The following is a 24,326-nucleotide window of genomic DNA, read 5'->3' on the forward strand; positions in this document are numbered from 1 at the left end:
AGACCTTAGCTGCGCGGCTTGGCGTGACTGGCCAGGCGCTCCAGCGCGGCGCGCAGGTTGGGGTCGGTAATGCCGTCGGCGGTGGCCTGAATGGTTTGCGCGGCAATGGTCGACAGGTCCATGGTGTGGCCGACTGCGCCTTGTTGCACAGTGGGAGGCTGAACCTTGAACAGAATCCGCGTCAGGCTGGAAAATTCGTCGAACATCTGCAGTTGGCGCTGCAAACGTTTTTGCTGATAGCGCAGCCGGGTCGCCCAGTGGCCGTCGGTGACGATCAGCAGTAAACTGCCTTCACGCCAGGACGCCACGTGACAATGTTCACGGGCGGCAGGCTGCAGTTGGCTTTCAAGCAAACGCTGTAAATGCGCCAAACGTTGAGCGTGGCTGAAGATGGCTTTTAAAGGCTTGGCTTCGCGAAGCAACACGGCGGGTGCTTTGGCCGTAAGTGGGCGAAATGCCATGATCAGACACCTGAAGTAACAGAGCCGCCATGGTAGCAGAAAGCACCGCAAGCGCCTGACCCATTGCTTTGCAGACGGTTTACCCATTAAATCAATGGGTAACTTCTAGTCCGAATGGGTTGAAGTTCAGCAAAATGCCCTTATTTTAAGAGAGCCCCGTCACAGCGCTGTGCCAGCATCGTGGAATAACGCCACTTTCCTCTCCATCGTTTCCGGGTAGAATGCTCGTTCGCATGCGGCCATGAGGGCTGCTCGGGCGACTCACGGGGCCGCCCTCCATCCCTATGTGTGGAAGAACCTGCCGATATGTTTGCGCCTTTGTTAAAGAAACTTTTTGGAAGCAAGAACGAGCGCGAAGTCAAACGCATGCTCAAGACGGTACAGATCGTCAATGCCTTCGAAGAGCAAATGGTGGCTCTTTCGGATGAGCAACTGCGCGCCAAGACCGACGAGTTCAAGGCCCGCATAGCCAAAGGTGAGACCCTCGACAAGCTGCTCCCTGAAGCCTTTGCGGTTGCCCGGGAAGCCGGTAAGCGTGTCATGGGCATGCGCCACTTCGACGTGCAATTGATCGGCGGCATGACCTTGCATGAAGGCATGATCGCTGAAATGCGCACCGGTGAAGGCAAGACCCTGGTGGCGACACTGGCGGTTTACCTGAACGCGCTGTCCGACAAGGGCGTTCACGTTGTAACCGTGAACGACTACCTGGCTCGTCGTGACGCCAACTGGATGCGTCCGCTCTACGAATTCCTCGGTATGTCGGTCGGCGTGGTCACGCCATTCCAGCCGCCGGAAGAGAAGCGTGCGGCCTATGCTGCCGACATCACCTACGGCACCAACAACGAATTCGGTTTCGACTACCTGCGCGACAACATGGCTTTCAGCATGGAAGAAAAATTCCAGCGTGAGCTCAATTTTGCCGTAATCGACGAAGTCGACTCGATCCTGATCGACGAAGCCCGTACCCCGCTGATCATTTCCGGTCAGGCCGAAGACAGCTCCAGGCTCTATATCGAGATCAACAAACTGATCCCGCAGCTTGAACTGCACGTTGAAGAAGTGGAAGGCGAAGTCACCAAGGCTGGCCACTACACCGTCGACGAGAAGACCCGTCAGGTCGAGCTGAACGAAGCCGGTCACCAGTTCATCGAAGATATGCTGACCCGCGTTGGCTTGCTGGCTGAAGGCGAGAGCCTGTATTCGGCGCACAACCTCGGTCTGCTGACCCACGTTTATGCCGGTCTGCGCGCTCACAAACTGTTCAATCGCAACGTCGAATATATCGTTCAGGACGGTCAGGTCGTTCTGGTCGACGAACACACCGGTCGTACCATGCCGGGTCGTCGTCTGTCCGAAGGCCTGCACCAGGCCATCGAAGCCAAGGAAGGTCTGAACATTCAGGCCGAAAGCCAGACCCTGGCCTCGACCACCTTCCAGAACTACTTCCGTCTCTATAACAAGCTGTCCGGCATGACCGGTACTGCCGACACCGAAGCGTTCGAGTTCCACCAGATCTACGGTCTGGCGGTGATGGTCATTCCACCGAACAAGCCGCTGGCGCGTAAAGACTACAACGACCTGGTGTTCCTGACGGCGGAAGAGAAGTACGCCGCCATCATCACGGACATCAAGGAATGCATGACTCAGGGCCGTCCGGTGCTGGTGGGTACCGCGACCATCGAAACCTCCGAGCATATGTCCGGTCTGCTGCAGAAGGAAGGCATCGAACACAAGGTTCTGAACGCCAAGTTCCACGAAAAAGAAGCCGAGATCATCGCCCAGGCCGGTCGCCCGGGTGCGCTGACCATCGCCACCAACATGGCCGGTCGTGGTACCGACATCCTGTTGGGCGGTAACTGGGAAGTCGAAGTGGCCTCCCTGGAAAGTCCGACTCCTGAGCTGATCGCCCAGATCAAGGCCGACTGGCAGAAACGTCATCAGCAAGTGCTCGAATCGGGCGGCTTGCAGGTGATCGCCTCTGAGCGTCACGAATCGCGTCGTATCGATAACCAGCTGCGCGGTCGTGCCGGTCGTCAGGGTGACGCCGGTTCCAGCCGTTTCTACCTGTCGCTGGAAGACAGCCTGATGCGCATCTTCGCCTCGGACCGGGTGAAGAACTTCATGAAAGCCCTGGGCATGCAGTCCGGCGAAGCGATCGAGCACCGCATGGTGACCAACGCCATCGAGAAGGCCCAGCGCAAGGTTGAAGGCCGCAACTTCGACATTCGTAAACAGCTGCTTGAGTTCGACGACGTCAACAACGAACAACGTAAAGTGATCTATCACATGCGTAACAGCTTGTTGGCCGCTGACAACATCGGTGAAACCATTGCCGACTTCCGTCAGGACGTACTCAACGCCACGGTCAGCGCGCACATTCCTCCTCAGTCGCTGCCCGAGCAGTGGGACGTGCCCGGCCTGGAAGCTGCTCTGCTGAGCGACTTCGGGGTGAAACTGCCGATCCAGCAATGGCTCGACGAAGACGATCATCTCTACGAAGAAACCCTTCGCGAGAAGCTGATGACCGAGCTGTTGGCCGCCTACAACGAGAAAGAAGAGCAAGCGAGTGCCGAAGCACTGCGCAGCTTCGAGAAACAAATCGTTCTGCGCGTGCTGGATGACCTGTGGAAAGATCACCTGTCGACCATGGATCACCTGCGTCACGGCATCCATTTGCGCGGCTATGCGCAAAAAAATCCGAAGCAGGAATACAAGCGAGAGTCCTTCACCCTGTTCTCCGAACTGCTGGATTCGATCAAGCGCGATTCGATCCGTGTGTTGTCTCACGTTCAGGTTCGCCGCGAAGATCCGATCGAAGAAGAAGCGCGCCTGCGTCAGGAAGCCGAAGCACTGGCTCAACGCATGCAGTTCCAGCACGATGAGGCACCAGGCCTGGAGCAACCGGAAGTTCTGGGTGAAGAGGTCGATGTGGCCCTCGCCACCGCTCCGGTGCGCAATGAACAGAAGCTGGGCCGCAACGAACTGTGCTACTGCGGTTCGGGCAAGAAGTTCAAGCACTGTCACGGGCAAATCAACTGATACCCGTTTCAGAAGCTGAAATACCCGCGCCGCGACCGGCCTAGCCGTCGCGGCGTTTTACCATTGAAAACACCGTCCACTGAGGGCGGCGCAGACATCTTACTTAGGAGCGCATTCATGGCTGTTGGTCTTGGTCCTTTGCCAACGTTGCACCCGGTTGCCGGTTTTGAACTCGGTATCGCCTCGGCTGGCATCAAGCGCCCGGGGCGCAAGGATGTTGTGGTCATGCGCTGTGCCGAAGGCTCCACGGTCGCGGGCGTGTTCACCCTGAACGCGTTCTGCGCAGCTCCGGTGATCCTCGCCAAACAACGCGTGCAAGGTCCGGTGCGTTACCTGTTGACCAATACCGGCAATGCCAACGCCGGTACCGGTGAACCGGGCCTGGCCGCCGCCGAGCGCACCTGCGCCAAACTGGCCGAGTTGACCGGTGTCGACGCCAGCCTGGTGCTGCCGTATTCCACGGGGGTGATTGGCGAACCGTTGCCGGTCGAGAAAATCGAAGGTGCCTTGCAGGCTGCCCTCGATGATTTGTCCGTGGACAATTGGGCCGCGGCCGCCACCGGGATCATGACCACCGACACCCTGCCCAAGGGCGCGAGCCGACAGTTCCAGCACGACGGCGTGACCGTCACTGTCACGGGCATCAGTAAAGGCGCAGGGATGATCCGCCCGAACATGGCGACCATGCTCGGCTACATTGCGACCGATGCCAAAGTCTCCCGCGAAGTGTTGCAGAACCTGCTGCTGGACGGCGCCAACAAGTCGTTCAACCGCATCACCATCGACGGCGATACTTCGACCAACGATTGCTGCATGCTGATCGCTACTGGCAAGGCCGCGCTGCCGGAAATCACCTCCGCCGATGGTCCGCTGTTCGCTGCGCTGAAACAGGCAGTGTTCGAAGTCTGCATGGAAGTGGCTCAGGCTATCGTCCGTGACGGCGAAGGCGCGACCAAGTTCGTCACGGTTGAGGTGAACGGCGGTGGCACTCATCAGGAGTGCCTGGACGTCGGTTACACCGTGGCTCACTCGCCACTGATCAAGACCGCGCTGTTCGCTTCCGATCCGAACTGGGGGCGTATCCTTGCCGCCGTCGGCCGTGCCGGCGTGCCGAACCTGGATGTGAGCAAGATCGACGTGTTCCTCGGCGAGGTGTGCATTGCCAGCCGTGGCGCGCGTGCGGCGACCTACACCGAAGCCCAGGGCGCGGCGGTGATGCAGCGGGAAGAGATCAGCATTCGTATCGAATTGGGCCGCGGTAATTGCAGTGAAACCATCTGGACCACCGACCTGTCCCACGAGTACGTGAAGATCAACGCCGAGTACCGTACGTAACCAGGATCCAGACCGAGTCGCCCCATTCGCGAGCGAACCCGCTCCCACAGTAGATCTTCACTGAACACAGTATTTGTGTACGACAAGGGTCAATGTGGGAGCGGCGGTGCGGCGATCCGACTTGCTCGCGAAGACGGACGACCAGACTCTAAAGATTCTGGCCTGTTCCCCTTACGAAAAGGCGCCAAAATATGAGCTTCCACCTGATCATCGGCGACAAACTCTATTCCTCCTGGTCCCTGCGCGGCGCACTGGCGCTGGAGTTGGCAGGAGCGAGCTACACCGAAGAGCTGATCAAATTGAATCAGCCGGACACCCACCCATTAATTCTCAAACATTCGTCGACCGGCAAGGTTCCATTGCTGAAAACCGAGCACGGCACCATTGCCGACTCGCTGGCGATCGCCGAGTACCTGGTCGAACGTTTTCCCGAGGCCGATATGTGGCCGCGCGACATCGCCGCGCGTGCCCAGGCACGTTCCGCTTGCGCACAGATGCACAGTGGTTTTTTCGCGATGCGCGGCAACATGCCGTTCGACCTGAGCCACGATGCCCCGTTGTCGCCGATGCCACCTGCAGTGCAGGCTGATATCGAACGCATGTTGGCGCTGTGGGCAGAGTGCCGTGCCGCGGCTACTGAGCAGGGACCTTTTCTGTTCGGCCGGGTCAGTCTGGCAGACGCCTTTTTCGCGCCGATTGCGGTGCGTCTGCGGACCTATCAGGTCGCGTTGCCAGAGGTCGACGCGGCGTATGTCGAAACAATTTACCAATGGCCAGCCTTCAAGGCCTGGCAGAAGGCCGGTTTAGAGGAAGTAGTGCGGTGAAACGAGTACATGTGGCAGCAGCCGTTATCCGCGGCGCAGACGGCAAAATCCTGATCGCCCGACGTGCCGATACTCAGCATCAGGGCGGTCTCTGGGAGTTTCCCGGCGGCAAGGTCGAGGCCGATGAGGCGGTGGAAACGGCGCTGGCCCGTGAGCTGCAGGAAGAGTTGGGCATTGTGCTTGGCGCCGCGCGACCATTGATAAAGATTCAGCATGACTATCCGGACAAGCAGGTATTGCTGGACGTCTGGGAGGTCTCGGCTTTTACCGGTGAACCTCACGGTGCCGAGGGCCAACCCCTGGCCTGGGTCACGGCGCGGGAACTGGGGGGCTATGAGTTTCCGGCCGCCAACCGGGCGATCGTCGCGGCGGCGCGTTTGCCCGCTGAATACTTGATCACCCCTGAGGGCCTGGAGACACCGGCCTTGTTACGGGGTATTCAGAAAGCCATCGCCAGTGGCATCAAGCTGATTCAACTGCGTGCACCGAATGGCTACGACCCGAAATACCGCGATCTGGCGGTGGATGCGGCGGGCTTGTGTGCCGGCAAGGCGCAATTGATGCTCAAGGGCCCGTTCGAGTGGCTGGGAGACTTCCCGTCCGCCGGTTGGCACGTGACTGCCGCGCAATTGCGCAAGTACGCCAGCGCCGGTCGGCCACTGCCCGCATCGCGCTGGCTTGGCGCTTCCTGCCACAATGCCGAGGAATTGGCCCTGGCCGAAGAGATGGGCGTGGATTTCGTCACCCTGTCGCCGGTTCAACCCACCCAGACTCACCCGGATGCGCAGCCGTTGGGTTGGGATCAGGCGAGTCAGTTGATCAGCGGGTTCAACAGGCCGGTGTTTCTGCTCGGCGGAGTCGGCCCGGCCGAACGCCAGCGTGCCTGGGAAAGCGGCGCGCAGGGTGTGGCGGGGATTCGGGCGTTCTGGCCTGAGGCTTGATACTGTGGCGTAGCTGCTGGCCCCATCGCGAGCCTGCTCGCGATGGCGGCCTCATTGGCGATAAAAGTCTTCCTGCTAAACCTCAGGCTTCACTGCCGCCACCCAAAGTATCTCCGCCACCCCCTGACGCTTGGCGATCAAGCGCGCTGCAACAAACAGCAAGTCCGACAGCCGATTGATATAGGCCAGACCCACCCCGAGCAACGGCTCGACGGCATTCAAATGCTGGCAACGCCGTTCAGCACTGCGGGCCAGGCTACGACACACATGGGCCTGGGCAATCAGCACAGAACCGCCGGGCAGGATGAAATTCTTCAAGGGCCCCAGTTCTTCATTCCACAGATCGATAGCCGCCTCCAGGCGTTCGACTTCAGCCGCGTCGAGGGCCTGATACACCGGCATCGCCAACTCACCACCCAGGTCGAACAAGCGATGCTGGCAGGGTGTCAGGACTTCGACCACTTCGGCCAATCCTGGGCACTCATGGCTGTGCTCGGCCAACCCGGCCAGCAACAAGCCCAATTGGCTGTTCAAGGTATCGACTTCACCGATGGCCTCGACCCGGGGGTGATCCTTGGGCACCCGACGTCCGTCGCCTAGCCCGGTTTCACCTTTGTCGCCGGTGCGTGTGTAAATTTTCGACAAGCGAAAACCCATGCTTATCTCTCCATTTGACTGAGTTCGTGAGAGGCGAGCTGGTTGCCCGCCAATGGCAGGCGCAAGGTAAAACAGGTGCCCTGGCCCGGGGTCGATTGCACTTCCATCTGACCCTTGTGGTTATTGGTGATGATGAAATAGGAAACCGACAGGCCCAGCCCGGTACCCTGGCCGATTTCCTTAGTGGTGAAGAAGGGTTCGAAGGTCCGTTTGCGCACGCTTTCGCTCATGCCGATACCATTGTCCTCGACCTGGATTTCCGCCCATGGCGGATTCAAGCGGGTGCGCAAAATGATTCGCCCCGGCTCACTATCGTCTTCACGCTGATGAATGGCCTGGGCAGCGTTTTTCAGCAAGTTGAGCAACACTTGTTCCAATTCGTTGGCGGTACCCGGAACCGGGCCCAGCTGCGGGTCGAACTGGCGCGTGATGGCCTGGCCCTTGAAATCGAAGCCGATGGCCAGATCAAAGTCGTTGCTGGCAATCTCCACCGCCTGATCGATCAACGCCGGTAGGTCGCAAGGCGCCATCTGGCGGTTGCTGCGGCGGCTGAAACTGAGCATGTGGGTAACGATTTTTGCTGCCCGCGCGCCAGCCTGCTGAATGCCATCGAGTAACTGTGGCACTTCACGGCTTTGCAGGTAGCTGTTGACGGTGTGCAGTTCGACGCCTATCTGCTCGGCGTGTTCGAGGTTTTTCGGCAGGTCGGGAGAAAGTCGACGGCGAATGTTCTGCACGTTGTGCAGGATCGCCCCCAGCGGATTGTTGATTTCGTGGGCCATGCCGGCGGCAAGGCCGCCGACCGAGAGCATTTTCTCCGACTGCACCATCATTTCTTCCAGGGACAGGCGCTGGGTGATGTCATCGATACGGATAACCACGCCACGCCCGGCACCCCCCATCAATGGGTAGAAGGTCAGTGCGTAATGTCTGGCTTCATCGTCCTTGACCCAGGTGACTCGCTCGATCTTGGCCACCGTGTGCTGCTCGACGGTCTCCTTGAGTTGCGGCAGGAACTGTTTGAGCGGTTCGAAGGCGAGGAAGATCGGCTGGTTCAGGGCCTCGTCCAGGCGGGTTCCGGACAGGGCGCTGGCTTCCTGATTCCACTGGGTGACATAGAGCTGTTCATCCAGCGCGATCAGCGCCGAGGGCATTGAGTCGATGATGCTGTTGAGGTAGTTCTGGAACCCGGTGAGTTTTTTCTCGATCTTGCTTCGTACCTGGACTTCCAGCTCCAGCTTGCGATTGGTGTGGCGGGTCTCTTCGGCAAGGCCCTGGGCCTGGTCATACGCCGCCTGGGAATCGTCCCGCGCACGCTTGAGCTGCTGCTCACGGGCTTCGATTCGCGAGAGCATGGTGTTGAACGCTTCCGCGAGGCTGCCGATTTCGTCATGGTTACCGCGAGAGGCGCGCAAAGCGTAGTTCTCCTCGCGGGTTACTTGTCGGGACAGCACTTCGAGTTGGTGAATCGGCTGAGTGATCAGGCGTTTGATCTGCTGGGCGATCACCAGCCACAGCAGCACACTGAAGATCAGAATCCCCAGGCTGGCGGTCAGGGTGCCGGTGTAGAAAGCCACCGGCAGTTCGCTGCTGGCCACCAGCAGCAAATGCCCCGGCGGCTGCCCGGGACGCGGCAGAGTGATCAGCTGATTGCTGCGAAATTCGGTTATCTGCCAGGCTTCGATATGTCGATAGCGCTTGGGCAACTCGAGCGGCTCGCCGCTCTGCAATTGCGCCAGGCGCGCGCCTTTGCTGTCATACACCGCTGCGGCGCGCAACGGCGAATAGCTGTTGAGCTCATTAAGCAGCTTTTCGGCGCTTTGTGGCGAATCCAGTGCCTGAGCCGCCAGGCCCGGATTGGAAATCAGTCGGCCGATGGTCTGCAGGGCCTGTGGTGCCATGCTCTCCTGGGAGATCCAGTAGGCGGCGCTGATAAACGTCAGGTTGGCGACCAATAACACTGTGATCAACAGAACCAGCAGGGCTGCGAGAAGTTTCTGGCCGACCGGCAGGTTTTCAAGGCGCTGGCGCAATGGCATCGGGGTCGTCGCTAAAGAGGAACAAGTGGCCAGCGTAGCCGCTGCTCAGTCGCTGGGCAATCCGCGTGTGCGCAGGTGCTCGATCAGTCGCTGCTGCAGTTGATTGAGGTGGGGCAGATTCAGTTGATGCCGGGACGCAACCGTGCAGACATGACCCAGCAGGTAGCTGATCTCGGTTCTGCGACCATTGGCGACGTCCTGGTGCATCGATGAATAATTGGTTGCGGTCGCTCGAATCACCCGCTCGACTTCATGCTGCAGATCCAGCGCCGCTGTCGGCTGCCCGCAGCGCTCCAGCAGTTCTGTCAGTTCGGCGCAGAGGGTCGCGACCTCGCAGTGATGCTGTTGCAGGCCCCCATTGCGGCAATCGTGGAGGACGGTGAGCGGATTGATCGCGCAATTGAGCGCGAGTTTTCGCCACAGCCGCGTCACAATATCCGCGCTCCACTCGTGAGCGATACCGCTCTGCTGCAGGTCATCCAGCCAGGTTGGCGGGGTGGGGTGGCTGGCGTCACCGAGCCAGGTGTACCCGTGACCGGCAAACACCACGCGCCAGTCGCCATCGCGAAACGCCCCTTCGGTGCTGGATGCGAAGATGCAGCGCGCCTGCGGAACCCGCGCCGCGACGGCGTCCTGACTGCCCAGGCCGTTTTGCAACAGAATCACTTCGGCGTCGGACGTCAGGCGTGACGCCAGTCGGGCGACTGCTTTTTCGGCATCGTAGGCCTTGCAGGCGACGAGCAAGCGGGCGATGGGCTCGGCATTGTCGACGGTTTCGCCGGGGATCTCATGCAGCCGGGCCTGGCCTTGCTCCACCAGCGTGAGCCCTCCGGCTGCCCGGTAGGCCTGCAAGCGTGCCTGATCGCGCAGTATCAGCCTGACGGGCAAGCCTGCCCGGGCCAGACGGGTGGCCCACAAGGTGCCGAGGCTGCCTGCGCCAAGAACGTGCCAGGTAGTCGACATCAGCTTTTTGCTTTGATTGGCAGGTGCATGTGAGGCTCGCAGTGAAGGAGTGGAAAGACCCGTTATAATGAGCCCGCATTTTAACCGCAAGCCTGGCGTGCTCCATCTCTATTGAGCGGCGCCCTTTTAACATTGGAGAAATAACATGCCGTCGTTCGACGTGGTATCCGAACTGGACAAACACGAAGTCACCAACGCGGTCGAGAACGCCGTCAAGGAACTCGACCGTCGTTATGACTTGAAAGGCAAGGGCAGCTTCGAGTTCAAGGAAAAAGACCTGGCCGTCAACCTGACCGCTGAAGCGGATTTTCAGCTCGAAGCCATGATCGAAATTCTCAAGCTCGCGCTGGTCAAACGCAAGATCGACGTGCAGTGCCTCGAGCTCAAGGACGCTTATGCTTCCGGCAAATTGATGAAGCAGGAAGCCACCCTCAAGGAAGGTATTGATAAAGAGATGGCGAAGAAAATCGTCGCTCATGTCAAGGACGCGAAGCTCAAGGTGCAGGCGGCCATTCAGGGGGAGCAGGTGCGGATCACTGGCAAGAAGCGTGATGACTTGCAGGACGCGATTGCCGCACTGCGCGCCAAAGACTTCGGCCTGCCGCTGCAGTTCAACAATTTCCGCGACTGATTCCAGGAACCTCTTGGCGTTATCGGCGTCCGAGGCCCTTTGAATGGCAGAATCGATTGAACTCGACTAGTTTCAATCGTTCTGCCGGTCGGTATCGCGAGCCGGGCACCCGGTAATCAGGAGAGATAGATGGATTTGAATGCTGAAGTGGACAACCTGGTCAAGGCGTCCCAAGCCTGGATCCCGATGATCATGGAATACGGCAGCCGCGTGCTGCTGGCGGTCATCACCCTGGCCATCGGTTGGTGGCTGATCAACAGCCTGACCCATAAAGTTGGCCGATTGCTGGCTATGCGCAACGCCGATCAGGCCTTGCAGGGCTTTATCAGCAGCCTGGCGAACATTGTTCTCAAGGTGCTGCTGATCGTCAGCGTGGCCTCGATGATCGGTGTCGAAACCACTTCGTTCGTCGCGGCGATCGGCGCGGCCGGCCTGGCCATTGGCCTGGCATTGCAAGGCAGCCTGGCGAACTTCGCCGGCGGCGTGCTGATTCTGCTGTTCCGCCCATTTCGCATTGGCGACTGGATCGAAGCACAGGGCGTCAGCGGTACGGTCGACAGCATTCAGATCTTTCATACCGTGCTGCGTACCGGCGACAACAAGACGGTCATTGTGCCCAACGGCAACCTGTCGAACGGCATCATCACCAACTACAACCGTCAGACGACCCGCAAGGTGGTGTTTGATGTAGGCGTCGACTACGAAGCTGATCTGCAAAAGGCTCGAGCAGTCCTGCTTGAGCTGGCCAAGGATGAGCGCGTGCTGGCCGATCCGGCACCGGAGGCGGTGATTTCGACCCTGGGTGACAGTTCGATCACGGTTTCCCTGCGAGTCTGGGTGAAAACCGCGGATTACTGGAATGTGATGTTCATGTTCAATGAAATGTCCCGTGACCGATTGAAAGCCGCGGGTATCGATATTCCGTTTCCACAGCGAGTGATTCGGGTGGTTCAGGAAGCGGCTGTGTAACGCTGTTGTTCTTATTGCTTGGCTGTTCAGTCAGGTATCGGCAGTGAACTCAAGGGGCGCCAAGCCCCCTTGAGTGTCTTATCCCTCCTCAAATGTTATTCGCTAAACCATTTGGCTGACGCCAGGCATGAAGTGCGCGCGATGAAGGGTAAAACAAGATGCTTTAGTTAGCTTGCTATGCAGTTTTGCCACCGGTTGCGGTAATCCACCGGCAATAAAAAACCGCTCACCTGAATCAGGTGAGCGGTTTTTAGTTAGAGCAAAGCTCTACGACGTTATCGAATGACCGCAGAGTTACAAGATGCTCAGCGGGTATTCAACGATGATACGTACGTCGTTGTTGTCTGCGGTGTAGTCGGCGTTGTAGGCATCGTTTGCACGATAGATTGCGCTACGCAGGCGGAACGACAGGTCCTTGGCTGGACCTTCTTGCAGAACGTACTTGGTTTCGAAGTTGAACTCGTGTTCCTTACCTTCGGTATCGGAAGACGTTTTGATGTTGTCGCCGTATACGTAACGAGCCATGAAGCTCAGGCCAGGAACGCCGTAGGTCTTCATGTTCAGGTCGTAGCGACCCTGCCAGGAGCGTTCGTCAATACCCACGAAGTCGGAGATCTGGATGGAGTTGGCTACGAAGATCGTACCGTTACCGTCCACGCCGTACAGGTAGCTGGTGTCACCGGTAGAACGCTGGTGAGCCAGGGTGAATTTGTGCGCGCCGATGCTGTAGGCAGCTGCCAGGCTCCACAGTTTGTTATCGAGTGGACCGTACAGCGCCTGACCCTGATCTTTGGATTTGTAGGCGTTGAGGTCGAAGTTCAGCGACTGCTCGTCGTTGATCGGGAAGGTGTAGTTGGCGTTGACGTATTGCTTCTTGAAGTAGTCATCAACGTCGGATGCAGCGATACCGGCAACGAAGTTATCGGTGAACTGGTAGGTTGCGCCAGCGATGTTGGCGCTGGTCAGGCCTGGGGCGTGCGGGCCATTGATGCTGTCTTTGCCCATGCCGGTTTGCGAGCTCAGAGCAGTGAAACGACCGGCGCTGAGTTCCAGGCCTTTGATTTCCTTGACGGTGAGCAAGGTGCCCTCAGCGACTTCTGGCAGCAGACGGCTGTCATCGGTAGCGAATACAGGGCTGGCAACGAATTGACGACCATATTTCAGCACGGAGTCGGAAAGACGGAATTTGACAGCTGCGCCACCCTTGGATTGGGTGTCCTCAGGATGGCCTTCGCTGTCGCGAGCGAACAGACCGTTACCGGCGCGACCCGCGCCGCCATCCAGTTTGGCGGTGCCGCCTACGAATGCGTCGAGACCAAAACCAACAGTACCTTGGGTGAAGCCGGACTCGTAAGTAACCAGTTCGCTGATGCCGGTGTCTTGACGATAGCCACTTTTGAAACCGCCACCTGGCTTGGCAATGTTGCCGGCGCCATTACGGAAGTCACGGTTCATGTACTCGATACGAGTCTTGGCTACCAGGCTGCTGTCTTCAACAAAGCCTTTGGATTCGTCCTGGGAGGACGCGATTGCGAACTGCGAGGTGCCTGCTGAAACAGCCAGTGCGATCATGCTCCACTTCATCACGCGCATCGTGATTTGCTCCTTTGGTTTTTAGAAGAGTACTGCCGTCCCGCCTGTTTTATTATCCGGGCGGCTCTTTCTTTTTGTGTCGGCGCAAACTTATATCACGCTGACAATGTTGGCGATACTTACGTATCTATCCTTTCAGCTTCTTTACGACCATGTCGCAAAATGCTCGGTCCATGTCGCAAATTCACAGCCCCGGTGCAACCGGACTGACAACTTCAGCGCTGTTTTCGAAGGCTGGAGCATAGGTAAATGTGTTCTATGTCCAGGCAGTGAAAATTTCCATGGGCGACCTTGCCACTATTCTTATTTGTCCAGCGGTTTCCACTTCCAGTGGAGACCTGCGAGACAGTGTGGGTGGGAATGCAACAAGCGTGCACAAACCCGTTTTTTTCTGCCTATTTTTTCTCTTGGCGCTTTCGTCGCTGCCAAAACCTCATAAAACCGGGGTTTTAAGGTCGTTTTGTTTGGGCTTGACGCTACCATTTTCCTCGTGTCGCCTCTGGAAAATCCCCGGTGACAACCCAAAACGTTACCGGTTCACACTCTTGGTGGGTAATCGGCGGATGGTTGCCGCACTCAGAGTAGACGTACTGTGCGGTTTTGGTGCAAAACTTTTGCGCTGATGTGCGAATTCAGACAGTGTGGGTGCTCGGGTAACGGCTTGACCCTGCATGAGCGGGGCGTTTGCGCAAGGCAATAGCCGCTCGCGAGGAGTTGAAGAGTGCGTCCGGCAAGAAATGCTCCATGTTGGTGCGTCCCGGTCCCGGTATCCTGTGCCCGGCGGATCGACCCTTGCCAACAAAAGACCGCCCATGGCCGTTGTTCATCGTGAAGCGACTGACATTCGCAGGTATGCTGGAGTTCTGTCGCCTGGCAGGCAGTTGATCGAACTGGTGCCAGGCTCAAATCCAATGAGCTGAGCGGGAGTGCGCACGGTGTTCGCTTTAGATCCACGACTTCAACAAGACACACTACCGATTGGGGATTTCTCCTTGTGCCGGTTGCTGTTGTCCAATGATTCGAATTACCCCTGGTTCATCCTGGTGCCGCGTCGCGAGGATATCAGTGAGTTGTTTCAGTTAGATGTGGCTGATCAACAACAACTGTGGAAGGAAACCACGGCTCTGGCAGAGATGCTCAAGGACTCGTTCGATGCGGACAAGTTGAATGTGGCCGCCTTGGGTAACGTGGTCAGCCAACTGCACATGCATGTCATCGTGCGCAAACGTGAAGATGCGGCATGGCCGGCGCCGGTCTGGGGCAAACTTCCGGCAAAGCCATATAATGCGGAGCAGGTGGCGGTTATTCGCGAGCGATTGCGGCTGGTGTTGACCGAAGGCTTTACCTTCCTGGAGGGCTGAATCATGAGTCTGGAAGAGCGAGTTACTGATCTTGAAAGCCGTCTGGCTTTTCAGGATGACACCATTCAAGCATTGAACGATGTGCTGATAGCGCAACAGCGGGTCGTCGACCGCCTGCAACTGCAGATGGCGGCGCTGCTCAAGCGTCAGGAAGAGATGGTCGGTCAGTTCGAGTCCTTCGAGGAAGAGGCTCCACCGCCGCATTATTGAGTGCTGTCGAATCACTCAATATTCAGGCAATAAAAAACCGCGAGCAGCCTGGCTGCATCGCGGTTTTTTTATGACGCAATCAGCGACGCGGTAAAGCCGCGATCACATCTTCGGCTTGCAGGCCTTTATCCCGGTTCATCACGGAGAACTCCACACGCTGGCCTTCGACCAGGACGCGGTGTCCTTCACCCCGGATAGCACGGAAGTGCACGAAAATATCATCACCGGAATCGCGGGAAATAAAACCGAAGCCTTTAGAGGTGTTGAACCACTTGACGGTACCGGTATCGCGATTGGTCATGTCGTAGCTGGGTGCAGCGGCAGCTGGCGAAGAGGTGTAGAAGCTGATGCCCAGATGCAGGAGGACGGCGATCAGGGCAGTCACAAGACTGACCAGAACGGCCGGTTGGCCGCCAATGGCTGGCAGGGGAGCGAGCAGCGTAAGGATTTGCAGGACGACGGCCAGCACCAGCAGAGCGCTGACCAGGTTTTGCAGCTGGTGACGCGGCCCTTTGTTCCAGTAGGGAATAACCGGAGCGAGGGTCAGGTTGAGCAGCCCGAAAAACGCCAGGTACAGCGCGTCGGGTTGTTGCAGGTAAGGTACCGCTTCGGATCGCAGGCTAGGGATAAAGGACAGCAGCAGGGCTGCTGCGCCCGTTAGCAGATGGACGATTTTCAACATTTTGATTAACTCACGTTAAGACAGATCACCAGGAAGAGCTGATTGCGCACGGTTCGCTTCTGGACAATATGAGGCGCTGGACACGTACGCGGTATCAGCCTATGCGCCGCGCCCGGAAAAATAGGCGACAACGACACACCCTCTATTTAACAGCAAAGCCCGGACCTTCTCAAATCAAGCGCTACCGCAAGCTGTGCCGGTTTATCGTCGGGCAGGATGATCTGGCCTTCGTTGCTCTTGTGAAGGCGCGTTTTAGAGCGTTTTCCGAGTTTCGGACGGAGCGCAGGTTCTTTAGTGCGCTCGAGCCCGGGAAAGCCCTGCCAGGCGCTGATTGTGGGGCGGATCTGTCGGAGGGCCCAATGGGGTGCAAGGCTGCAGGGTGTCGGTACTCTTGCTAGAGTGGTCCTGCACCTGCTGGGTGAATTTCACCTATTCAAGGAGATAGACATGGCAATCGATATCGGTATCAGCGAAGAAGATCGCAAGTCGATCGTGGACGGACTTTCACGTCTGCTATCGGATACTTATGTGCTTTATCTGAAAACCCATAACTTTCATTGGAATGTCACGGGGCCCATGTTTCGCACGCTGCACTTGATGTTCGAAGAACAGTACAATGAATTGGCACTGGCGGTTGATTTGATTGCCGAGCGAATTCGCGCCCTTGGTTTTCCGGCGCCGGGAGCTTATTCGGTTTATGCGCGACTTTCTTCTATCAAGGAAGAAGAAGGTGTGCCCAGCGCTGAAGATATGATCAGGCAACTTGTCCAGGGGCAAGAGGCGGTAACGCGAACAGCGCGCGGTATTTTTCCGTTACTTGATAAAGTCAGCGATGAACCGACGGCGGATCTGTTGACGCAACGGATGCAAGTCCATGAAAAAACCGCCTGGATGTTGCGGTCGCTGTTGGACGATAAATGATCCTGAGGCACGGATTGCGGTGTGAGTCGCTCATTCGTGCCTCCTTTCTCCCGCTGCTTGTCAGCTCAGTGGTCCGGGCTCATTGGTGGCTAGCTCCAGTGCTTGCGAACTGACGACTTCTGCGCATTCAACTCCGTGTATGACCCGATCAATAGCCTCTGTTTTCCAGTAGTGGGAATCTGCTTTGATCATTGACTGTGTTGGGTTGTTGAATGTAGGACGACGATATAAGTCGCTCTACTGTTGTTGGCTTGTCCTACATGCACGGTCATAAAATCATCTGGATATAAATATCTGGTTAAGCTTTTATAAGGAAACAGATTGTTTCTGAATTTCTGAAGGAACGCATGGCAAGGGAGTGTCGATGATATGGCTCGAGGTATAGGTCGGGGAGTGCGAGAGATTGCTCAGTTTCAAAATGTAAAAGTGGATCCGTTTGTGCGGGAGTTCAATATGGGGCTGGCGCAACCACTGTCCAGATCAATCCGTTTGAATGGTTTTTCCACCTGTTTGCGGCTTGAGCAGATCTATTGGGATATCCTTGCGGAAATAGCCCAGATCAATTGTTGCTCGGTCAGTGCGCTGCTTTCCTATGTCGATCGAGAGGTGCACCTGCGGCATGGCGGGGTCAAGAATTTCAGTGGGTTGGTCCGGGTCGTGTGTGTTGTACATAGCTTGAAAAAAGGCAGTTGTCTCGCGGGCGCGCCATCCAGTGTTGGCTAAAGTATGTCCGCGAGCGGGCCGGCATCATGAGGATCCCCGCCGGTTGGTGCAGTCTTACGGCTGCACAGGCTCGATTTACCAGATATAATCCCGCGCTTTGCTGCGCAGCCCCATGCCCGCGCGCGCGTAATCTGATTGCCGAGACAATCCCCATGCCGATGTACGATTATCAATGTGCTTCCTGTGGTCATCAGTTGGAAGCCATTCAAAAGATCAGCGCTGCGCCGCTGGTCGACTGCCCTGCCTGCCAGGCACCAGAGCTCAAGAAGATGTTGTCCATGCCGGGCTTCCGCCTCAGCGGTAGCGGCTGGTACGAGACCGACTTCAAAACCGGCTCGAAGAAGAATCTGGCTGGCGGCGACAAAGCTGACTAAGTTGAACGACACGCGCGAGCTCTTGCACCATCAGGTACCTGACTCAGGTGCCGGGGTGCGGCAAGACCTCCACCGAATTTCGAATTAAGAGAAGCGAACCACCATCATGATGCGCAGCCATTATTGCGGCCAATTGAACGAAAGCCTGGAAGGTCAGGAAATTACCCTTTGCGGATGGGTCCACCGTCGTCGTGACCACGGCGGGGTGATTTTCCTCGATATCCGTGATCGTGATGGCCTGGCTCAGGTGGTGTTCGACCCGGACCGCGCTGAAACCTTCGCCGCCGCCGATCGCGTGCGCAGCGAATACGTGGTCAAGGTAACCGGCAAGGTACGCCTGCGTCCGGCCGGTGCCGGCAACGCCAACATGGCTTCGGGCATGATCGAAGTGCTGGGCTACGAACTGGAAGTCTTGAACGAAGCAGAAACGCCTCCGTTCCCGCTCAACGAGTTCTCCGACGTCGGCGAAGAAACCCGTCTGCGTTATCGCTTCATCGACCTGCGTCGTCCGGAAATGCTCGAGAAGCTGCGTCTGCGTTCGCGGATGACCACCAGTATCCGTCGCTACCTGGACGAGAACGGCTTCCTCGACGTCGAGACGCCGATCCTGACCCGCGCCACCCCGGAAGGTGCTCGCGACTACCTGGTGCCGAGCCGTACTCACGCCGGTTCCTTCTTCGCGTTGCCGCAATCACCGCAGCTGTTCAAGCAACTGCTGATGGTGGCTGGCTTCGACCGTTACTACCAGATCGCCAAGTGCTTCCGCGACGAAGACCTGCGTGCCGACCGTCAGCCTGAATTCACCCAGATTGACATCGAAACCAGCTTCCTCAATGAAAAAGACATCATTGGCATCACCGAAGGCATGATCCGCAACCTGTTCAAGGAAGTGCTGGGTGTGGAGTTCAGTGAATTCCCGCACATGACCTGGGACGAGGCCATGCGTCGTTACGGTTCCGACAAGCCGGACCTGCGTATCCCGCTGGAACTGGTAGACGTTGCCGATCAGCTCAAGGACGTCGATTTCAAAGTCTTCAGCGGCCCGGCCAACGATCCGAAATGCCGTGTTGCTGCCCTGCGTGTACCGGGCGGCGCCAGCATGCCGCGCAGCAAGATCGACGACTACACCAAGTTCGTCGGCATCTATGGTGCCAAGGGCCTGGCGTACATCAAGGTCAACGAGCGCGCCAAGGGCGTCGAAGGTTTGCAGTCGCCAATCGTCAAGAACATTCCTGAAGCCAGCCTCAACGTGATCCTCGATCGCGTCGGTGCGGTCGATGGCGATATCGTGTTCTTCGGTGCCGACAAGGCCAAGATCGTCAGCGAAGCCCTGGGCGCGCTGCGGATCAAGGTCGGTAACGATTTCAACCTGCACACCTGCGAATGGGCGCCGATGTGGGTCGTCGACTTCCCGATGTTCGAAGAGAACGATGACGGCAGCTTCACCGCCTTGCACCACCCGTTCACCGCGCCGAAGTGCACACCGCAAGAACTGGAAGCCAACCCGGCGACCGCGCTGTCCCGCGCCTACGACATGGTCCTGAACGGCACCGAGCTGGGTGGCGGTTCGATCCGTATCCACCGCAAGGAAATGCAACAGTCGGTGTTCCGTCTGCTGGGCATCAGCGAAGCGGAACAGGAAGAGAAGTTCGGCTTCCTGCTCGACGCCCTGAAATACGGCGCGCCGCCCCACGGTGGTCTGGCCTTCGGTCTTGATCGTCTGGTGATGCTGATGACTGGCGCCCAGTCGATCCGTGAAGTGATCGCTTTCCCGAAAACCCAGAGTGCTGCGTGCGTCATGACTCAGGCTCCGGGTCACGTGGATGCCAAGGCATTGCGCGAACTGCACATCCGTCTGCGCGAACAGCCAAAGGCTGAGTAGGGTTGACCCAAGGCGCATCCCTGGATGCGCCTTCTCTATATAGATAGAGCGGACCTTCTTTATGGAGGGGGCGGATGCGCCTTCTCTACTATAGAGAGCGTCGAGATTTTTTCTTGCTGGCCAGCGCATACCGCGCGGCGGGCAATGTTTCAAAGAGAATCTGGAGCAAGTTATGGCAGGTCATTCCAAGTGGGCGAACATCAAGCACCGCAAAGAACGTCAGGACGCCAAGAAGGGCAAGATTTTTACCAAGTGGATCCGTGAGCTGACGGTTGCTGCCCGTCAGGGCGGTGCTGATCCGGGTTCCAATCCGCGTCTGCGCCTGGCGCTGGACAAGGCGCTTGGTGCGAACATGAGTCGCGATATCATCGATCGCGCGGTTGCCCGTGGTGCCGGCGCGGCCGACACCGACGACATGGTCGAGCTGACCTACGAAGGCTACGGCCCGGGCGGCGTGGCGGTCATGGTCGAATGCATGACCGACAACCGTAATCGCACCGCGGCTGCTGTGCGCCATGCGTTCAGTAAATGCGGCGGGAACCTCGGTACTGACGGTTCGGTGGCTTACCTGTTCGAGCGCAAGGGGCAGATCTCCTTCGCGCCAGGCATCGACGAAGACGCCCTCATGGAGGCGGCCATGGAAGCCGACGCCGATGACGTGGTCACCCACGAAGACGGCTCCATCGATGTCTTCACCTCGTTCGCCGGTTTCTATGCCGTGCGTAACGCGCTGGAGGCAGCGGGTTTCACGGCGGTGGACGCGGAAATCGTCATGTTGCCGACCACCAGTGCCGAACTGGACCTGGAAGGCGCTGAAAAGATACTCAAGCTGATCGACATGCTGGAAGACCTGGACGACGTGCAGAACGTCTACTCCAACGCGGATATTCCGGAGTCGGTGGCAGAGCAGCTCGGCTGATACACCCATAAAAGATCGCAGCCTTCGGTTTACGCTGTACGTGTAGGAGCTGCCGAAGGCTGCGATCTTTTGATCTTGAAGATCGTCCGATCGCAGCCAGAACCTTCGGCAGCGCCTACAGTTTCCCTCAAGCATCCGCACCCTTTCTGCAGGCGATATGACTCTTATTCTTGGTATCGATCCCGGTTCGCGCATCACCGGTTATGGCGTGGTTCGTGATACCGGTCGTGGCTGCGTGTACGTCGCCTCGGGTTGTATTCGCACGGGCAGCGGCGAGCTGCATGAGCGCCTGCAAATCGTTTATCGCGGAGTGCGCGAGGTAATCCAGACCTACGGACCGGTGACCATGGGCATCGAGAAGGTGTTTATGGCGCGCAACGCCGATTCAGCCCTCAAGCTCGGCCAGGCCCGCGGTGCAGCCATTGTTGCAGGCGCGGAGGAAAGCCTGGAAATCGCTGAATACACCGCGACCCAGGTCAAGCAGGCAGTGACCGGGACCGGGGCGGCGAATAAGGAGCAGGTGCAAATGATGGTCATGCATATGCTGAAACTGACCAGCAAGCCGCAAATCGATGCCTCGGACGCCCTGGCCATTGCCATTTGTCATGCTCACATCCGTTCCAGCCTGTTGCCCCATGGTCTGGGCACGGCACGCAGCCGTGGCGGACGCCTGCGTCTCTGATAGCATCAGCAGTCATTTTTATCGAATGAGGGTTCTGCGCCTGTGTTGTCGGCGTATCGCCCTTGCTCTGTCGGTCGTCAGCCATTGATCTGGCCAACGCTTAAGGATCTGAAACGTGATTGGACGCTTGCGCGGCACTTTGGCTGAAAAACAGCCGCCGCATCTGATTCTTGATGTAAATGGTCTGGGATATGAACTGGAAGTACCCATGACCACCCTGTATCGACTGCCGTCGGTCGGTGAGCCGATTACCTTGCACACTCATTTGGTCGTCCGCGAGGATGCGCAGTTACTCTATGGCTTCATTGGCAAGCGCGAACGGGATTTTTTCCGTGAGCTGATTCGCCTCAACGGTGTAGGGCCGAAACTGGCGCTGGCGTTGATGTCCAGTCTGGAGGTCGACGAGTTGGTGCGCTGCGTTTCGGCACAGGACACCTCGGCGTTGACCAAGGTGCCGGGGGTCGGCAAGAAGACTGCCGAGCGATTATTGGTAGAGCTCAAGGACCGCTTCAAAGCCTGGGAAGTCGTGCCGAGCATGTTCGCCCTGGTACCGAACCAGCCTGATGCGCCGGCTTCCCTGGTGGCCAGTGCCGAAAGCGATGCCGTCAGCGCGCTGATCTCCCTGGGCTACAAGCCGCAGGAAGCCAGTAAAGCGGTGTCCGCCATCAAGGAAAAAGGTTTGAGCAGTGAAGACATGATTCGCCGCGCCCTGAAGGGAATGATTTAAGTGATTGAAGCTGATCGTCTGATCGCCGCCACGGGTAGTCGTGACCGCGAGGAAGTCCAGGACCGCGCGATTCGCCCGCTGAGCCTGGCCGAATACATTGGTCAGCCGACCGTGCGCGAGCAAATGGAGTTGTTCATCCAGGCTGCCCGTGGGCGCAACGAGTCGCTCGACCATACGCTGATCTTCGGTCCGCCGGGGCTGGGTAAAACCACCTTGGCCAACATCATTGCCCAGGAAATGGGAGTATCAATCAAAAGCACTTCGGGGCCGGTGCTGGAGCGTCCGGGTGATCTGGCCGCGCTGTTGACCAACCTTGAACCCCACGATGTGCTGTTCATCGATGAAATCCACCGTCTTTCGCCCATCGTCGAAGAAGTGCTGTACCCGGCGATGGAGGATTTCCAGCTCGATATCATGATCGGCGAAGGTCCGGCTGCGCGCTCGATCAAGCTCGATCTGCCACCGTTTACCCTCGTCGGGGCGACCACTCGCGCCGGGATGCTGACCAACCCGTTGCGCGACCGCTTCGGTATCGTCCAGCGCCTGGAGTTCTATAGCACTGCCGATCTGGCGACCATCGTCAGTCGGTCGGCAGGCATTCTCGGTTTGCCGCTCGATCCCGATGGCGCTTTTGAAATTGCCCGTCGGGCCCGCGGCACCCCGCGGATTGCCAACCGATTGCTGCGCCGTGTGCGGGACTTTGCCGAAGTGCGGGCCAATGGCCATATCACCAAGCCAATTGCCGACCGGGCGTTGAACCTGCTGGACATCGACGAACGTGGTTTCGACCACCAGGATCGACGACTGCTGCTGACCATGATCGAGAAGTTCGATGGCGGGCCGGTGGGCGTGGACAGCCTCGCAGCGGCGATCAGCGAAGAGCGGCATACCATTGAGGATGTGCTCGAGCCCTATCTGATTCAGCAAGGCTATATCATGCGCACGCCGCGAGGACGGGTAGTGACCCGGCATGCGTATCTGCACTTCGGTCTTAACATCCCGTCACGATTGGGGGATATGCCCGTGGTAGACGAGTTTCTCGATACCGTGGACGATTAAATAGCCTCTGCGCACTGATTTATTCAGGGTTTGTGCTGTCATAGGGTCTGTTCACAGGCCCTGGGGATCGGCATTACCGTTCTTTCGCGAGAAATGTGTTCGAGAATGAAAAACAGTTGCCTGGGCGGATTGGCAACCTGAGGAGTAACCACTAGAGTATGCGCGCGCAAAACGGGCTTGAGTCGTTCGCACATCGTTGTCGCGTTTATTACGAGGACACCGATGCCGGCGGCATCGTGTATTACGTCAATTACCTTAAGTTTATGGAGCGGGCTCGAACCGAGCGGCTACGGGAGCTGGGCTTTGCCCAATCCACGCTTGCAGGTGAGGACCTGTTGTTCGTCGTGCATTCCAGCGAAGCGCGTTACCACGCGCCGGCGCGACTGGATGACGAGCTTCTGGTGAGCGCTGAAGTAATCGAATTGAACCGTGCCAGCCTGCGCTTCAAGCAGCAGGTCAGGCGGGCTACGGATAATGCACTGCTCTGTGAAGGGCAGTTTTTGGTGGCCTGTGTGCGCGCCGATAGTTTGAAACCCCGAGCCATTCCCGAAGCTCTACGTGCGGCCTTTGCCCGCGTGAGCGGCGCGGGTACACACTCAGAGCAGGAGATAAAGCGTGGAAGCTAACGTCGTCGACCATACCTCCATGTGGAGCTTGGTCAGCAATGCCAGCGTCGTTGTGCAGTTGGTAATGCTGATCCTGGTGGCTGCATCGGTCACTTCATGGGTCATGATTTTTCAGCGCAGCAACCTGCTGCGCGCCGGTCGAGCTGCCCTGGAGAGCTTTGAAGAGCGCTTCTGGTCGGGTATCGACCTGTCGAAACTCTATCGCCAGGCCGGTAGCAACCCGGACCCGGACTCGGGCGTAGAGCAGATTTTCCGCGCCGGCTTTAAGGAATTCTCCCGGCTGCGCCAGCAGTCAGGCGTCGACCCGGAAGCGGTCATGGAAGGCGTGGCGCGTGCCATGCGCGTGGCCATTTCCCGCGAAGAAGAAAAGCTCGAGCAGAGCCTGCCGTTCCTCGCTACCGTCGGTTCCGTCAGCCCGTACATCGGCCTGTTCGGTACCGTCTGGGGCATCATGAACTCCTTCCGTGGTCTGGCAATGGCCCAGCAAGCGACCCTGGCCACCGTGGCTCCGGGTATCGCCGAGGCGCTGATCGCCACCGCCATTGGTCTGTTCGCGGCAATCCCCGCAGTAATCGCCTACAACCGTTTTGCCGCTCGTGGCGAAACCTTGATCGGCCGTTACTACACCTTCGCCGACGAGTTCCAGGCGATCCTGCACCGCAAAGTGCACACCAGCGAAGAATAAGCAGGTAATTCTCAATGGCT

General features: G+C 58.1%; 24 protein-coding genes. 18 read left to right on the plus strand and 6 right to left on the minus strand.

The features are described 5' to 3' along the window. Positions 1–5: 5 nt before the first annotated feature. Positions 6–461 carry a DUF721 domain-containing protein gene (locus AC3IUA_RS06760; protein WP_150642999.1) on the minus strand — a complete coding sequence of 152 codons (456 nt, stop codon included), beginning with the start codon at positions 459–461 and terminating at the stop codon, positions 6–8. Positions 462–767: 306 nt separating this feature from the next. On the opposite strand from AC3IUA_RS06760, the gene secA reads away from it, so the two are divergent. The 4 genes from secA (at position 768) to AC3IUA_RS06780 (ending at position 6,603) form a co-directional block, all read left to right on the plus strand. Next, entirely contained in the window at positions 768–3,503 is a 2,736-nt protein-coding gene (secA, locus tag AC3IUA_RS06765; protein ID WP_489359700.1) for a preprotein translocase subunit SecA, read from the plus strand. A gap of 117 nt (positions 3,504–3,620) precedes the next feature. Continuing rightward, positions 3,621–4,838, plus strand: coding sequence for a bifunctional glutamate N-acetyltransferase/amino-acid acetyltransferase ArgJ (argJ, locus tag AC3IUA_RS06770; protein ID WP_489359701.1), 1,218 nt, complete (start codon positions 3,621–3,623; stop codon positions 4,836–4,838). Positions 4,839–5,029: 191 nt separating this feature from the next. Then, positions 5,030–5,662: a glutathione S-transferase family protein gene (locus AC3IUA_RS06775; RefSeq protein WP_489359702.1), complete on the plus strand. Its 633-nt coding sequence runs from the start codon at positions 5,030–5,032 to the stop codon at positions 5,660–5,662. Further along, positions 5,659–6,603, plus strand: coding sequence for a Nudix family hydrolase (locus AC3IUA_RS06780; RefSeq protein ID WP_489359703.1), 945 nt, complete (start codon positions 5,659–5,661; stop codon positions 6,601–6,603). The genes AC3IUA_RS06775 and AC3IUA_RS06780 overlap by 4 nt, the downstream gene beginning before the upstream one ends. Positions 6,604–6,678: 75 nt before the next feature. Here the strand turns inward: AC3IUA_RS06780 and AC3IUA_RS06785 are convergent, their stop codons facing one another. Genes AC3IUA_RS06785 through AC3IUA_RS06795 form a run of 3 tightly spaced genes read right to left on the minus strand, consistent with a single transcriptional unit; the run spans position 6,679 to position 10,262 of the window. Next, entirely contained in the window at positions 6,679–7,260 is a 582-nt protein-coding gene (locus AC3IUA_RS06785) for a cob(I)yrinic acid a,c-diamide adenosyltransferase (RefSeq protein ID WP_489359704.1), read from the minus strand. 2 nt (positions 7,261–7,262) lie between these two features. Then, positions 7,263–9,299, minus strand: a complete 2,037-nt coding sequence (locus AC3IUA_RS06790) for an ATP-binding protein (protein WP_489359705.1) — start codon at positions 9,297–9,299, stop codon at positions 7,263–7,265. Positions 9,300–9,344: 45 nt separating this feature from the next. After that, positions 9,345–10,262 carry a putative 2-dehydropantoate 2-reductase gene (locus AC3IUA_RS06795; RefSeq protein ID WP_489359706.1) on the minus strand — a complete coding sequence of 306 codons (918 nt, stop codon included), beginning with the start codon at positions 10,260–10,262 and terminating at the stop codon, positions 9,345–9,347. Positions 10,263–10,407: 145 nt separating this feature from the next. Between AC3IUA_RS06795 and AC3IUA_RS06800 the strand changes: the two genes are divergently transcribed. Then, positions 10,408–10,893 (plus strand): YajQ family cyclic di-GMP-binding protein, encoded by a 486-nt coding sequence (locus AC3IUA_RS06800; RefSeq protein WP_150805144.1) that lies wholly within the window; start codon positions 10,408–10,410, stop codon positions 10,891–10,893. A gap of 129 nt (positions 10,894–11,022) precedes the next feature. After that, complete coding sequence (locus AC3IUA_RS06805) at positions 11,023–11,862, plus strand: mechanosensitive ion channel family protein (RefSeq protein WP_489359707.1); 840 nt, start codon at positions 11,023–11,025, stop codon at positions 11,860–11,862. Positions 11,863–12,156: 294 nt separating this feature from the next. Here the strand turns inward: AC3IUA_RS06805 and AC3IUA_RS06810 are convergent, their stop codons facing one another. Continuing rightward, positions 12,157–13,455 (minus strand): OprD family porin, encoded by a 1,299-nt coding sequence (locus AC3IUA_RS06810; protein WP_489359708.1) that lies wholly within the window; start codon positions 13,453–13,455, stop codon positions 12,157–12,159. 935 nt (positions 13,456–14,390) lie between these two features. Between AC3IUA_RS06810 and AC3IUA_RS06815 the strand changes: the two genes are divergently transcribed. Next, positions 14,391–14,816: an HIT domain-containing protein gene (locus AC3IUA_RS06815; protein WP_489362255.1), complete on the plus strand. Its 426-nt coding sequence runs from the start codon at positions 14,391–14,393 to the stop codon at positions 14,814–14,816. 3 nt (positions 14,817–14,819) lie between these two features. Continuing rightward, the gene (locus AC3IUA_RS06820; protein WP_489359709.1) at positions 14,820–15,026 is read left to right on the plus strand and encodes a SlyX family protein; all 207 of its coding nucleotides are present in this window, start codon (positions 14,820–14,822) and stop codon (positions 15,024–15,026) included. Positions 15,027–15,105: 79 nt separating this feature from the next. Here AC3IUA_RS06820 and AC3IUA_RS06825 read toward each other — a convergent pair whose 3' ends face one another. Beyond that, positions 15,106–15,708 carry a cold-shock protein gene (locus AC3IUA_RS06825; RefSeq protein WP_489359710.1) on the minus strand — a complete coding sequence of 201 codons (603 nt, stop codon included), beginning with the start codon at positions 15,706–15,708 and terminating at the stop codon, positions 15,106–15,108. A 447-nt stretch (positions 15,709–16,155) separates the two neighbouring features. Here AC3IUA_RS06825 and AC3IUA_RS06830 point away from each other — a divergent pair, with 447 nt between their 5' ends. The 10 genes from AC3IUA_RS06830 (at position 16,156) to tolQ (ending at position 24,306) form a co-directional block, all read left to right on the plus strand. Then, positions 16,156–16,629 carry a Dps family protein gene (locus tag AC3IUA_RS06830; RefSeq protein WP_489359711.1) on the plus strand — a complete coding sequence of 158 codons (474 nt, stop codon included), beginning with the start codon at positions 16,156–16,158 and terminating at the stop codon, positions 16,627–16,629. 369 nt (positions 16,630–16,998) lie between these two features. After that, on the plus strand, positions 16,999–17,352 hold the full coding sequence (locus AC3IUA_RS06835; RefSeq protein WP_489359712.1) for a ribbon-helix-helix domain-containing protein: 354 nt from the start codon (positions 16,999–17,001) through the stop codon (positions 17,350–17,352). Positions 17,353–17,504: 152 nt separating this feature from the next. Continuing rightward, positions 17,505–17,726, plus strand: a complete 222-nt coding sequence (locus AC3IUA_RS06840) for an FmdB family zinc ribbon protein (protein WP_010208103.1) — start codon at positions 17,505–17,507, stop codon at positions 17,724–17,726. Positions 17,727–17,832: 106 nt separating this feature from the next. Further along, positions 17,833–19,608: an aspartate--tRNA ligase gene (gene aspS / locus AC3IUA_RS06845; protein ID WP_489359713.1), complete on the plus strand. Its 1,776-nt coding sequence runs from the start codon at positions 17,833–17,835 to the stop codon at positions 19,606–19,608. 172 nt (positions 19,609–19,780) lie between these two features. After that, positions 19,781–20,527 carry a YebC/PmpR family DNA-binding transcriptional regulator gene (locus AC3IUA_RS06850; protein WP_489359714.1) on the plus strand — a complete coding sequence of 249 codons (747 nt, stop codon included), beginning with the start codon at positions 19,781–19,783 and terminating at the stop codon, positions 20,525–20,527. Between the two features lie 157 nt (positions 20,528–20,684). Next, positions 20,685–21,209: a crossover junction endodeoxyribonuclease RuvC gene (gene ruvC, locus AC3IUA_RS06855; RefSeq protein WP_489359715.1), complete on the plus strand. Its 525-nt coding sequence runs from the start codon at positions 20,685–20,687 to the stop codon at positions 21,207–21,209. Positions 21,210–21,324: 115 nt separating this feature from the next. Then, positions 21,325–21,936 (plus strand): Holliday junction branch migration protein RuvA, encoded by a 612-nt coding sequence (ruvA, locus tag AC3IUA_RS06860; RefSeq protein ID WP_489359716.1) that lies wholly within the window; start codon positions 21,325–21,327, stop codon positions 21,934–21,936. Further along, complete coding sequence (gene ruvB / locus AC3IUA_RS06865; RefSeq protein ID WP_150805156.1) at positions 21,937–22,995, plus strand: Holliday junction branch migration DNA helicase RuvB; 1,059 nt, start codon at positions 21,937–21,939, stop codon at positions 22,993–22,995. A 158-nt stretch (positions 22,996–23,153) separates the two neighbouring features. Further along, positions 23,154–23,621 (plus strand): tol-pal system-associated acyl-CoA thioesterase, encoded by a 468-nt coding sequence (gene ybgC, locus AC3IUA_RS06870; RefSeq protein WP_150643020.1) that lies wholly within the window; start codon positions 23,154–23,156, stop codon positions 23,619–23,621. Continuing rightward, positions 23,611–24,306 carry a protein TolQ gene (gene tolQ / locus AC3IUA_RS06875; RefSeq protein WP_489359717.1) on the plus strand — a complete coding sequence of 232 codons (696 nt, stop codon included), beginning with the start codon at positions 23,611–23,613 and terminating at the stop codon, positions 24,304–24,306. Before ybgC ends, tolQ begins: the two co-directional genes overlap by 11 nt. Positions 24,307–24,326: the final 20 nt, after the last annotated feature.

Source organism: Pseudomonas sp. KH_050, from assembly GCF_057838875.1.